11 protein-coding genes are annotated in these 11,558 nt (G+C 41.2%); 5 read left to right on the top strand and 6 right to left on the bottom strand.

Annotation, left to right across the window (positions count from 1 at the left end; translation table 11 throughout):
- Positions 1-32 precede the first annotated feature (32 nt).
- A complete protein-coding gene (locus tag SNE_RS11320; protein WP_013944581.1) occupies positions 33-233 on the top strand; it encodes a hypothetical protein in 201 nt (66 codons plus the stop codon).
- A 73-nt stretch (positions 234-306) separates the two neighbouring features.
- Here the strand turns inward: SNE_RS11320 and SNE_RS11315 are convergent, their stop codons facing one another.
- Positions 307-1,527: a CCA tRNA nucleotidyltransferase gene (locus SNE_RS11315; protein ID WP_013944580.1), complete on the bottom strand. Its 1,221-nt coding sequence runs from the start codon at positions 1,525-1,527 to the stop codon at positions 307-309.
- Positions 1,528-1,801: 274 nt separating this feature from the next.
- On the opposite strand from SNE_RS11315, the gene SNE_RS11310 reads away from it, so the two are divergent.
- Together SNE_RS11310 and SNE_RS11305 are read left to right on the top strand one after the other, a co-directional pair.
- Positions 1,802-2,254, top strand: a complete 453-nt coding sequence (locus SNE_RS11310; RefSeq protein WP_053225363.1) for a pentapeptide repeat-containing protein — start codon at positions 1,802-1,804, stop codon at positions 2,252-2,254.
- Positions 2,254-3,228 (top strand): ROK family protein, encoded by a 975-nt coding sequence (locus tag SNE_RS11305; protein WP_013944578.1) that lies wholly within the window; start codon positions 2,254-2,256, stop codon positions 3,226-3,228. The genes SNE_RS11310 and SNE_RS11305 overlap by 1 nt, the downstream gene beginning before the upstream one ends.
- A 5-nt stretch (positions 3,229-3,233) precedes the next feature.
- Here the strand turns inward: SNE_RS11305 and SNE_RS11300 are convergent, their stop codons facing one another.
- From SNE_RS11300 to SNE_RS11290, 3 genes are all read right to left on the bottom strand, one after another.
- Positions 3,234-3,923: a hypothetical protein gene (locus SNE_RS11300; protein WP_013944577.1), complete on the bottom strand. Its 690-nt coding sequence runs from the start codon at positions 3,921-3,923 to the stop codon at positions 3,234-3,236.
- A gap of 220 nt (positions 3,924-4,143) precedes the next feature.
- Entirely contained in the window at positions 4,144-4,932 is a 789-nt protein-coding gene (locus SNE_RS11295) for a leucine-rich repeat domain-containing protein (RefSeq protein ID WP_013944576.1), read from the bottom strand.
- A gap of 20 nt (positions 4,933-4,952) precedes the next feature.
- Positions 4,953-6,479 (bottom strand): hypothetical protein, encoded by a 1,527-nt coding sequence (locus SNE_RS11290; RefSeq protein ID WP_013944575.1) that lies wholly within the window; start codon positions 6,477-6,479, stop codon positions 4,953-4,955.
- A 296-nt stretch (positions 6,480-6,775) separates the two neighbouring features.
- On the opposite strand from SNE_RS11290, the gene SNE_RS11285 reads away from it, so the two are divergent.
- Positions 6,776-8,533: a hypothetical protein gene (locus SNE_RS11285; protein WP_041419096.1), complete on the top strand. Its 1,758-nt coding sequence runs from the start codon at positions 6,776-6,778 to the stop codon at positions 8,531-8,533.
- Positions 8,534-8,809: 276 nt separating this feature from the next.
- On the opposite strand, the gene SNE_RS11280 is transcribed toward SNE_RS11285, so the two are convergent.
- Positions 8,810-9,781: a type I phosphomannose isomerase catalytic subunit gene (locus tag SNE_RS11280; protein WP_013944573.1), complete on the bottom strand. Its 972-nt coding sequence runs from the start codon at positions 9,779-9,781 to the stop codon at positions 8,810-8,812.
- 204 nt (positions 9,782-9,985) lie between these two features.
- Complete coding sequence (locus SNE_RS11270; RefSeq protein WP_013944571.1) at positions 9,986-10,258, bottom strand: hypothetical protein; 273 nt, start codon at positions 10,256-10,258, stop codon at positions 9,986-9,988.
- A 175-nt stretch (positions 10,259-10,433) separates the two neighbouring features.
- On the opposite strand from SNE_RS11270, the gene SNE_RS11265 reads away from it, so the two are divergent.
- Complete coding sequence (locus tag SNE_RS11265) at positions 10,434-11,387, top strand: hypothetical protein (RefSeq protein ID WP_013944569.1); 954 nt, start codon at positions 10,434-10,436, stop codon at positions 11,385-11,387.
- The last annotated feature ends 171 nt before the right edge of the window (positions 11,388-11,558 follow it).

Here is an 11,558-nt window from a genome sequence, read left to right as displayed (position 1 = left end):
TATTCGATACCTAATAAATTTCGAAGTTAGCTATGCAGTACGAATTTTTCAAAACGATTGTCTTTGTTTTTCTATTTGCTTTTTCTACATACGCCATTTCTAAGGCATTGTGGGTTCTTGGGTTTAAAGGTAAAGCACAAAGTTTTGGTAAGTTATGGGGAGCAGTTTCTTTTCTAGCAGGTGGGATAAGTTCAGCAATCGGTCTAATTATTTTACTAAAAGTATTTCTATAGGAGCTAATATGAAAGTCTCGATGCTGTTTTTATTTTGTTAGTTGGTCCTATGCCCTCTTTATTCTGCATTACTTTACAGCTCGTTGAGTTCTTTTAGTCTTTCGATGATTTGAGCTGGATCTTCGATCTTTTCGTTGACAGCTAGGCGTTCACCTGTTTTGAGCAATTCACCCATTTTTACACCATTTGGAACCCCTGCTTCACGCAGATGCTGTGAGGTGAGATAGGGATTTTTGTTTTGGATCCGCTGAATGGGGCTTTTGAGCATTTGAGCTCGGAGGTGGTGCTCTTGCAAAAAGTTTTGCCGCTCATCTAAAGGGAGATGAGTGGCGTGAATCTTTAGGCACGGAGGGAAGAATCGATGAGCATAGAGATGAGCCCATTCATAATCTTCAGCGCTGTTTTTTATCAGCACAGCATCGGCCGAATGGAAAAAACGGACAAACTCACGCTCTTCGTTCGAAAGCTTCAAGTAAGCGACGAGATCTTCTTTTTCCTGAAGGGAAATACTAGGGAAAAGTTCGAAGATTTTTGCAATGACTGGTACGTCATCAGGAAAATAGGGAAGAGCTTGTAAGCGCCCCTTTATTTCTTCAGTAGGGATGTCCTTTAATTGGGGAAATATGACAGGGAGGAGGCTTAATCGGTGGAGGGTGATAAGAGCCATGTCGAAATGAGGATAAGCGGCCATTTTGCAAAATTCATTCCAGACCCGCTCAATGGCAACAGCAGGAAAAAGGGCATCAGCATGATCTAAGATAGCTTTTAGCGTTTCAGCTTCGATAGAAAAATGAAAACGACTTGCGTAACGGACGGCACGGATCATGCGGAGCCGGTCTTCTAAAAATCGTTCATGAGGATTGCCAATGGCGCGAATGATCCCTTTTTCGATGTCTTTTTTTCCTTCGACGTAATCGATGACTTCTTGCTTGAGCGGATCGTAAAACATGCCGTTGATCGTAAAATCGCGTCGCTCTGCATCTTGCTTGTCATCGGCAGATTCGACAGCAATGGGCCGTCTTCCATCCCGGTAACCTTGGTCTTTACGAAATGTTGCGACTTCAAAATGATGTCCCTCTTCAACGACAATCACGATGCCAAAGTTCACACCAACGGGAATGGTTTTTGGAAAGATCCGTTGCACTTCTTCAACAGAGGCCTCTGTGGCGATATCGATATCATCTGATGCTCGATGCATGAGGAAATCTCGAACCCACCCGCCTGCGAAATAGGAGGTGTACCCCTCTTGATACAGCTTTTCGACGATTTTAATTGCGATGTGAAATGTCGGCATTTTTTCCTTTTAAAGAATCAAACAATGAGGCATTTCGGAGTGTATACTCGTGACACTTGAAACTTGGAGATTTGACGGCGTCAGCTTTAACTCACAATTTTCATCCTCGCTCGTGCTACGGCCTCTTCGGCAATGGTCACTTGTTCGGAATGAAAATGTTGAGGAGCCTCCTTGTCAAATTTTCTAAGTTTCAAGTGTCATGAGCATCTACTCAACCAGCTATTAAGCTTGTTTGAGTATAACAGCTTTAGCAATTTAACCCTAGAGGACGACTGTGCGCTATGTTGGTTTTTTCATACTTTTTTTGGCTATGTTAGTCGGGGGATGTGCAAGTCACGACATTACAAAAGCCGAAAAAGGCCAGCGCCATTTACAAAATGTCAACTTGACAAACGCTGATCTTGGGAATCTGGATTTGAAAAATGTCAACTTAAGCAATTCAAACTTAAGAAGTGCAAATCTAACCCAAACGAATCTGACGGGCGCGACTCTTGTGAACGTCAACTTTCAGGGAGCGTTTTTACAAAAGGCTATTTTGACTAACGCCAATTGTCAGGGAGCAGATTTTCTCAATGCAAATTTGGAATATGCAAAGTTTAATGGAGCGGATGTCAATCAAGCTCGGTTCAATGGGGCGAACGTGAAGCAGGCAGATTTTCGGGGCGTCACAGGGTTATCAGATGTCCTGAAAGCCAATTTCAAGAGTAAGGGAGCAATCGTGGACTGATGCATTTAGTAGGTGTCGATATTGGCGGGACCAAGGTGTCAGTTTGTTTGGGGGATGGGGAAGGGAATATCATTGACCACAAGCGGGTGATGACAGCTACGCTCGGAGACCCCACAACAGGTCTTCCTAAAATTGTCGAGCTTATCGGCCATCTTTTAAGAGACAATAACCTTGAGATTCACGAAATCAAAGCCATCGGCTTGGCTGTGCCAGGACCTATTTCATACAAAATGGGAATGATGCTCACTCCCCCCAATATGCCAACTTGGGTGAATGTTCCTGTTCGTGAATACTTTAGAGAAGCTTTCGAGAAGCCGGTCTTTCTCAATAATGATGCAAATGCAGGAGTTCTTGCAGAATGGGAGTTTGGAGCGGCAAAACATCTAGACAACTTGGTTTATCTGACCATGAGTACTGGGATGGGAGGAGGAATTATTGCGCAGGGAAAACTGCTTCAGGGTGAAACCGACACAGCAGGTGAGGTCGGGCATTTTGTTTTAGATCCCAAAGGGCCTAAGTGTCCATGTGGACAACGGGGATGTTTTGAAGTGTTTTGTGGGGGAGCAAATCTTGCTCGTCGGACCCAAGAAGAAATCAAGCAAAAGAAGATTCAAACGGCAATCTTGGATGCTGCGGAAGGGGAAGTTGAAAAAATAGACATGAAGTGCATTGCAGCAGCAGTCAAAAATGATGATCTCTATGCTCTAGAGATCTGGGAAGGGTTCATCGAGCGTCTTGCCCAAGGGATTGGAATTTTACTCATGACACTCAACCCCGATGCGATCATACTAGGAACGATTGCATCACATACGCATGAACTAGTCATGTCGCCACTCAAACGGGCGCTTGCAAAGTATGCGTGGATGATGCCCCTTGAGTATTGCCGTATTGAAGAGAGCAAGCTCAGTGATCGAATTAGTAAATTAGCTCCTCTAGCTCTTGCAATCGAAGGGCTAAGGAATGTAGAAACGTAAAGGTGCTAACGGGACGTTGTTCCTTTATTGAAAGTCAAATCTTCGCAGAGTATTTTTTGAGGATCAAGACTTTGATGTGCATTGAGCACAAGAGGGAATCCCCCAAGCTTCGTATCGGTCAAAATGACTTGAGAAAGATTGGGAAATTGAAGCACTTCGGGAGGAACAATCTCAATCTCAGAACGAGAAAGGTCAAGAAGGGTGACTTCTGTATGCTTGTCACCTGTCTTTAAGTCATCACGCATCTCACTTGCGGTTGCAAAATGTGGGAATTTGTATTGAGTTTCGAGTCTTTCCCAAACTCTGATCAGATTGCGGTCCATGATTTCGGGAGCAATTTTGTTAATCAGTTGAGCCATTTTGAGACAATGGCCAATTGCTTCCTCTTCTGTGCAGTCAAAATCAGGAGGTGCTAAAGAAAATGGACCTTTAGCCTTGGTATATAACTCTTGAACTTCATGCGAAAACCAAAATGAAGATGCCATAGTGTCGTAGAGAGAGCTAAGGTTGATTGCATCATAGCGAGAGATGTCAAAACTTACTGTGAGTTTGTTTGGGTTGAAGTTTTTGATTTCATGAGCTGGAAGAAAGTCCTGCATTTTTTGCAGATCTTGAGCAAGCTTTTGACTCTGGCCTAAGCTACTGGATGAAGACCAAAATGAATTTATGAATCCTGTCAAAAATTGTATTGCCATGATAACTAACCCCTTATTATTTGAGTTTTCTTGATGCTCGACAGGAGGTAATTATACTTCGCTTTCTATTTTGAAAACAACACCAACAAGGGAAAAATGGCGTTATCTAAATTTTTTAGAACAAATGAAAAATAAAATACTTATCGGAAAAGCTTCATAAGCCCTTCAAAGAGGGTATACTCAAACAACTTAAAAAATTGTTTGAGTATACAGAAATTTTTTACCTCACTCTCATATTTTCATGATAACGATAAGAAAATGAATCTGCGCTTGGTGCATTTTCTGTTCCCTTTGAGAAGGTCAAGTCTTCAATCTGCACATTATTCAAATTTAGGTTTGAATGGGCAGATAAAACATGGGGAAATTGCCCAAGTTTTGTATCGTACAAAATGACTTGAGAAAGATTGGGAAATTGAAGCACTTCCGGGGGAATAATTTCAATATCAGAGCGAGAGAGATCAAGAAGGGTCACTTCTTTATGTTTATCTCCAGTCTTTAAATATTCGCGCATCTCTTGTGGAGTTTCAAAGTGGGGGAATTGATATTGTGCTTCTAATTTCCCCCAAATTTCCTTGAGATTACGATCCATGACTTCAGGAGCAATTTTGTTAATCAGTTGAGCCATTTTGATACAACGACAGAGAGCTTTTCCTTTTGTTCCTTGAAAATCAGGAGCAGCTAGAGAAAACGGACCTTTTGCTTGAATATAAAGATCTTGAACATCTCGAGAAAACCAGAAAGAAGATGCCATGCTGTCATAAAGAGAGCTGAGATTTGAGGCATCAAGATGCTGAACATCGAAATTTAAAGTTGTGTTCTTACGATCAAAGTTTTTGACATCAGGAGCAGGAAGAAAACCCTGCATTTTTTGCAGCTCTTGAGCAAGTATGCTGCCCTGACTAGGGCAGCTGAGACCAGCTTTGGGGCATCTTGCTATAGGTGCATCTAGTGTTGCTTGAGGTTCAGATGAAGACCATAAGCTTGAAAAGACTCTTGCGACTGAAAACATAATTCCTCTCCAAAAAGTTCTTAACTATTTTTCTTAAGGAATGCGTAACCTAACCCAAGCACCGCAATCGCTGCTATCGACGCAAGGCCAATAGTTAAATAGGAAGGGCTTTGAGATTGATTGCTTTTCACTTCAGGCTTTGGAATAAATCCGATCGCTTGCTCATAAATCGTCCCTTCAAGTGCGACGGCGACTTTTCCCATCTGATCTGAAAGGGCCCAAAGAGCATCGTAACTGTCTTCTGCAAAGCTTTCTGAATATGGGTCGATTTGGATGCTAAATGCTGTAAGTAACTCTGCAACCACTTGACGATCACTCATGGAAAACTTGCGAAGATCTTCGAGTGAAACACTCGAATAGTTTTGTTGTACTTTTAGCAACGGATGAGTTTTTTCATCATCGATGCGACATTTGATATTTGATAAGGCCATACTGAGCTTTTCTAGAGCTTGTATTTGATGTCCAGAAAGAATCTCTCTACGAGGATCGACGCTTGTTGTCATATACATATCTGCAATGCGGTTGAAATTGAACTTGATCGAGACTTCTGCTTTTCTAAGGGATCTTGATTCTGGAGAGACTTTTTTCAGTTCGGTTTGAATTGTCTTTTTCCCTTTGTAGGGAGTTTTTCCAATATAAAGCTCACTACTGGCCATTTTTCGCAGTAAGGAGATGATTTCTCTTCGGGCATCAGGACTGCCATTGAGTTTATCTAAAACTTGTTTTTTGATTCCAATTGCTTCAGAGCTTGGAATATGCTCATTTTTCTCTAGAAGAGCGACAAAATGGGTTGCTAATTGGTCATTTGTAAGGGTAAAAGCTCTATTAATAAGCTCTTTTGAACCTGTGATAAAGTCGACATTGTCGGTATTTGCTAATGTAAAAAGAGTTTTGTGAGTTTCAGAGAGTTTCCCTAGATATTGATCCATGCGAATCATCAGGTAGCTAGCTGTTTCCATATCAATTCCCATATGAGCTAAAGCTGGGGCGATTTCTGTTTTCATCAAGGTGTGTATATCGCTCATAAGACTGTCATTTTTAGTATCAACAAGCATGAAAAAATCGACATCTGTTCCTGCAGACCCAAGCTCTCTCATGAAAAGCCGGTTAAATCCAAAGATGGAAACGACTTCATCAAACGGGCGCTTTTCGCCATGTTTTAGGAGTAAAGCTTCGATCTTGGGACGTGCAGCCTGAATAAACATTTCTCGTCCAGCATCTTTACGAATTTGCATGAATCTTTGACTTCCGTCAACTCGAGCTTTTACAGACTTGCCGTCAAACATTCTATCAACGGTTCTAATCTCTGTACCAAGTGAATGAAAATAACTCTGAGCAACTTGATGTGTTGCTTGAGGCGTTGAGTCATCTATTTCTGAGATTGTAAGAGATTCTATCTCTCGCTCGCTGGGTTTATCGGTTAGATAGCTTTCACCAGGTATCTGCTCAATAAATAGGCTATCTAGTTTTTTTTGATCTACTGATTGTTTTGTAGGTTGATTAATTGCAACCTTTTCATTATTAGTAATATGAGTTAAAGTGGCCATATTTCTCTTCTGAACTCCCAAAATATTGTTTGAAGTTACTATTATAAAATATTTAATATTAAAATTAAATTAATTCATATTTATATGATTTTAAGTTATTTAAGATATTAAATTTTTCATAAATAACTTATATATAACAACTTAACATTTTATAAAAAATAAATTTTAATTAATATTTAATAAAATTTTTATTAAATAAAATTAAATTTTCAATTATAATTATTATTGTTTTTATAAATAAATGCTTGCATTGCAAGTTCGAGGGATATCTTAGGGGGCGGAAGGTTGAAGACGGAATGTCTAGTCATGTCAATGGCGTATCTAGTAACGATTTACATATTATAAGTGCGAGAGGTCAATACGATCGAGCAATTGTTGGAGTGAACAAAACCAAAGACGAAGGCTTAGTTCAAATTGTAAAGCACAGTTTGAAACTCGTCATGGAAGAGATCGATAGTGATCCAAGAAAACAGGAAAACTTTAAAGAACTGCTAATGCAAAAGACGATGGAGATCATCGGTGGAATGTCTGATAGCGGTCGACAGAAGGAGATCCTAGGACAGGTTGCAAAAATTGGTCAAGCTGTTATGCAGTACAATGTGATTCAAGCAACAGGGATAAGTCCAATGCGGGAGCTTAGCACTCCCTCTCCTCATCTCAAGCAGTACCATATGGGTATGGAAATACCTGATTGTGTTCTCAGTTTTGATCCAAAAGCTAAGCATACCATTCCTCTTGGAGCGTATCTCGATGCTCGCATCTCAGGGCCAATTCAGGACTTGGTTAAGCAAGGAACACCTATTGATCTATTTGTCGGGCCCATAGAAGATATGGAACCTTACTACTTTCATAATGGAAATTATACCCATACTCATACCCTCAACACGAGAAGTTCGATTAAGTACCTCCTCTTTGAAGATGACAAAGGTTTTCAAAAAATCGTCATCGCCGGGATTTCAAATGAGTCAAAATTCACTCATACTCTTCTACAACTTAAAGCTGTAGGAGTTCCGCTAGAGCAGATTTCTGTAAAAGGAGATATTCAATTTTGCGCTGAGATTTTTCAAGACAAACTCTACAAAAAGTTTCAGCAAGCAGTTGGAGATAAACCGATCGCTCTTGCTGTGATGGGGAACCGTTCAGGAATGGTTCTTGAAGTCGCGCATCGTTTGTATCCAGATAAAATGAAGGGCCCCTTCAAAACCGCTGATGAAGAAGAGAAGAAAGCAGTGCAGTTACTTAAGGCGAATAATAACTACAAAGAAGTAGATATCGATGGAATCTTTAAATTTTCCACAATTGATGTGATGATTGATGGAAAGCCTCAAGCGCTGGTTTCTTTCCGTATGCCAAATGGAGACCTTTCTCGCATTGCAACTCGACTTCTCTTGGATAAGCATGAAGTCGGTGGATTTGTGATGGTTGGCGCTGGAGGGTCTCTCAAAAAAGACTCTGCTGTGGGAAGTTACCAAGTGACAACAACTTCACAACTAGACGGTAAAAAACCTGTTAAAATTGATGAACGTCGAATCATGCCGCTTAACTTCTGCGAGAGATCTTTTTGCTCGCTAAGCAATACCAATCTCACAGTCCTTTCGCCTTTGGTTGAAACAGCTGATTGGTTAGATGATGTACGTCAAAAGGTTCAGTCTGTAGACGTTGAAACATATTTTATTATGGAAGCTTTGTCAGCTGCGTTGAAGGCAGAGTCGTGCAAAACACAGGTGATTCCAGGTGTATTTATTTCAGACGAGGTTGGAGGAGATCATCCTCTTACAGAAAAAATTGATCCTGCAAACGCTTGGGGAAAATTACCGATGCTTCTCAATCAGTCTTTGACCTACTTTAAGGTTGAAGATAACCGTCCAAAAGTCGAAGAAGTTCCTGAGTCTGATGCTTTGGAAAAACAAGTTGATAGCAGTCATCAAACGGTTGTTAATTCTGCGCCACAAAATAATTCAAGCTGGAGCTGGGGTACTGTTTTCGCAGTTGCTGCTGTTGCCACGGTTGCACTTCTAGGTGGAATCGCAATTGGAAAAAATTTAAGAAAATAATCACCATTTTTAAGAATTCTAGAGAAACAACCCACAAGTCTTGTGGGTTGTTTTTTTTAACCTTAATAACCTAGACTCTGAGTTTCTTTTACTCATTCTCAGGGATTTTTCTCTTTCTCCTGACTGAGCAAAATAGATTCAAACGACTTAAAAGTTAGTTTTGGCAACGCGAAAGTTTTCGGAATTATTCAATCTTAAGTGACACAATATTAGGAATGTGAAGTCATTTAAGATTGGTAAATTACACCGCTTTGACGCAGCCGAAAATTCAACTTTTTAAGGAATATAGAAACGCAAGAGTTCTAAATCCTCTTTGGTCTCAACTGTCAGGGAGCTGAGTTCTGCAGGAAGGAGACAGGTTGTTCCCATTTCAATCAGATGAGTTCCTCCTTCCCATGTTAAGATACCCGTCCCAGCACGGAAAAAGAGAATTTCAAATTGGTCAAAACGGGGCCAATTGATTTCAGCTCGAATGGTCCATTTTTCTACCTCGAAATGTGATGCGCTAAGCAGATTCCATTGCTTGTATGTCGAGGTCTCCTCAAGAAGCTTTGGGGTTAAGCGAGGGTCGACAACGTCGTCGTAGTGGATCACTTGACGTGCTTGGTCGAGGTGAAGTTCGCGGGGGTTTCCTTTGCTATCGACACGATCCCAGTCATAGACCCGATAGGTCGTGTTGGAGTTTTGCTGAATTTCGAGAACAAAGCACCCTTTCCCAATAGCGTGCAAGCGCCCTCCAGGAATGAAGATCATGTCTCCTTTTTCGACAGGGATTGTGTGCATCATCGATAGAATATCACGAGTGGCAAGGTTTCTGTCGACGATTTCTTGGGGATAGTGAGCGTTGAAGCCAGCATAGATTACCGCGTCTTCAGTGGCGTCGAGAACGTACCAGGCCTCGGTCTTGGCCTCTCCTCCATAGGTTTTTGCCCGCTTATCGTCTGGATGGACTTGGATGCTGAGGTTATCATGGGCATCGATGAGTTTGAGGAGAAGGGGAAACCGGCCGGAAAGATGGACTTTTCCGAGGAGGGCTTTGGGGTGAGATTGAACGATATCATGGAGGGTTTTCCCCTTGAGGGGACCATTAGTGATGAGACTCATTCCATCTAAACGGTCTGAAACTTCCCAGGACTCGGCGTAGATACCTTCTGGCTCATTGCGATTGAATTCGGTGAGGATCCGCCTGCCGCCCCAGAGATAATCTTTGTAAACAGGCTTAAAAAATAGAGGATAAAGAGTATTCATGAACCAATTCCATTATTTTCAAGTGATGGTTTTTTCAGCACTGAGGAAGTAGGGCTAGAAAAGGAACTAGAATTTGGGAGAGAAGAGACGAAAAACATGGTTTCAAAATAGTAGGATAGGTTCATCACCCACATACTATCTGAACAATTGAAATGACAAAAAGGGAAATCGGACTGAAGCACTGATTTCCCCTCTAATAGATGTTTATCGGTTTGCAATGCGGTTGTGAACGACTGCAAAACAGCAGCCGATAAGGCCTCCGAAGAAGAATCCCCAGATACCACCAACAACTCCGCCGACAAACGAAGGTCGATAACCTGTGTAGATTGACGACATAACATCGACAAAGTTATATCCCCATCCAGTCATCGAGATCCATCCAGTGAGGAGAATAGCTATTCCCCAAACGATCCCGAAAGCAAGCCCGGTGCACTTTGGGCAAAACCGTGGGCGACTTGATTTTGGCAGGCTTTTCATTGTGTTACTCCTAATAAATAAAGAGGTTTCATGAAACATAAGTTGCTTCAAACTCCTACATGTAAGATTTTCAATTAATTTTCAAATTTTTTTTTGATTGGATCGTTTAAATAGATTGATTTAAAAAGAAATGTTGCATTAAGTTTTTCCTTTATTTTTGAAATTGGAGTGTCATATGAGAACCGCGAAATCATGGGGAATTTTTTTCCTATTCTGCCTATTTTCAGGACTGAAGGTGCATGCTGAAGTAGAAATTAAAATGACTCAGCTTCAAGATGATAAAAATGAAATGACCTTGCATTTCCCACGCTATTTTGAAAAAAATGAAATGCAGCTGAATCACCTGCTCTACTGCATTATCGTATCGCAGCTTCCTTCAGAGCGACAAGAAACTCTCTCATTTGTTCAAAAAGACAACACTCTCTATTTTTCAGGGAATCCCCAAGATATGAACAGGCTTTATAAACGAGTACTCGATATCATGTCGGAGGGCGTCAGTGAGGAGGAGTTTTCCGAGCAAAAGGAGAGGTATCTCTTGAGCGATGTATCAGCCCAATGGATCGAGTATGAAGATTTGAGTGAGTGGATAGAACTTGGAAGTCTAATTGCGAATTTTGCTGCTGATTCCTATTTAAACGCTTTTCCTGAAGAGTCTGGTGATCTTGCGTTTTCTCGAATGGAGTTAGACGAAGCTAAGCCTCTTCTGATCTTTGTGAATGATGAAGGAACGCATCATTTCTACACCCTCCGCTTGACAAGTGATGATTGTCACAACATCTCAAAGCTGATCAAAAATATGGCCGATTTGAATCTCTGGGAGCTTTTAAAGAAGTCCAAAGATATGAAAAAACTTGGCCGAAAAATTGAACCAGTTCATCCGTTGCGTTTTTTAGGCTACATTTTTTCAACGCCTGAGCTCAAAAAAAGAATGCCCAGAATCAAAGATAGCCACTTTAAATGGGTGAAGTTTACAGAAGGGCTTTATGACCGTTTATCGAAAGAAGCGAGGCAAGACAATTTGAATCGGTTCATTCCAGGATTTGCCCAAACTGTTGGGTGCTCAGAAGCTGCTATCGAGGATTTTGTCAGGCGTCACGATTGGCATGGGATGCTCGATTACCTTATGTAACCTGAGCTTTGGGTTTTCACTCATTCTCAGAAATTGTTTTCATTCTTCCGAGCTCTTTTTGTCTCGAGAAGGACAGCTTGGCTTCTTCCCCTTCGCAAAAAATTAAGGGATACTTGATTGTAGCGGGTTCGTAGGAAATTTTTTGTCAGTACTCGCACCTTATCGTTTGGA

The organism is Simkania negevensis Z (assembly GCF_000237205.1).
Taxonomy (GTDB): domain Bacteria; phylum Chlamydiota; class Chlamydiia; order Chlamydiales; family Simkaniaceae; genus Simkania; species Simkania negevensis.
The sequence above is the reverse complement of the archived record's forward strand: the minus strand, read 5'-3'. Positions and strand labels throughout refer to the sequence as shown.

Bases quoted from the DNA above. Each gene is read 5' to 3' on its own strand.
- SNE_RS11320 (WP_013944581.1), top strand. From the start codon at position 33: ATGCAGTACGAATTTTTCAAAACGATTGTCTTTGTTTTTCTATTTGCT.
- SNE_RS11315 (WP_013944580.1), bottom strand. From the start codon at position 1,527: ATGCCGACATTTCACATCGCAATTAAAATCGTCGAAAAGCTGTATCAA.
- SNE_RS11305 (WP_013944578.1), top strand. From the start codon at position 2,254: ATGCATTTAGTAGGTGTCGATATTGGCGGGACCAAGGTGTCAGTTTGT.
- SNE_RS11300 (WP_013944577.1), bottom strand. From the start codon at position 3,923: ATGGCAATACAATTTTTGACAGGATTCATAAATTCATTTTGGTCTTCA.
- SNE_RS11295 (WP_013944576.1), bottom strand. From the start codon at position 4,932: ATGTTTTCAGTCGCAAGAGTCTTTTCAAGCTTATGGTCTTCATCTGAA.
- SNE_RS11290 (WP_013944575.1), bottom strand. From the start codon at position 6,479: ATGGCCACTTTAACTCATATTACTAATAATGAAAAGGTTGCAATTAAT.
- SNE_RS11285 (WP_041419096.1), top strand. From the start codon at position 6,776: ATGTCTAGTCATGTCAATGGCGTATCTAGTAACGATTTACATATTATA.
- SNE_RS11280 (WP_013944573.1), bottom strand. From the start codon at position 9,781: ATGAATACTCTTTATCCTCTATTTTTTAAGCCTGTTTACAAAGATTAT.
- SNE_RS11270 (WP_013944571.1), bottom strand. From the start codon at position 10,258: ATGAAAAGCCTGCCAAAATCAAGTCGCCCACGGTTTTGCCCAAAGTGC.
- SNE_RS11265 (WP_013944569.1), top strand. From the start codon at position 10,434: ATGAGAACCGCGAAATCATGGGGAATTTTTTTCCTATTCTGCCTATTT.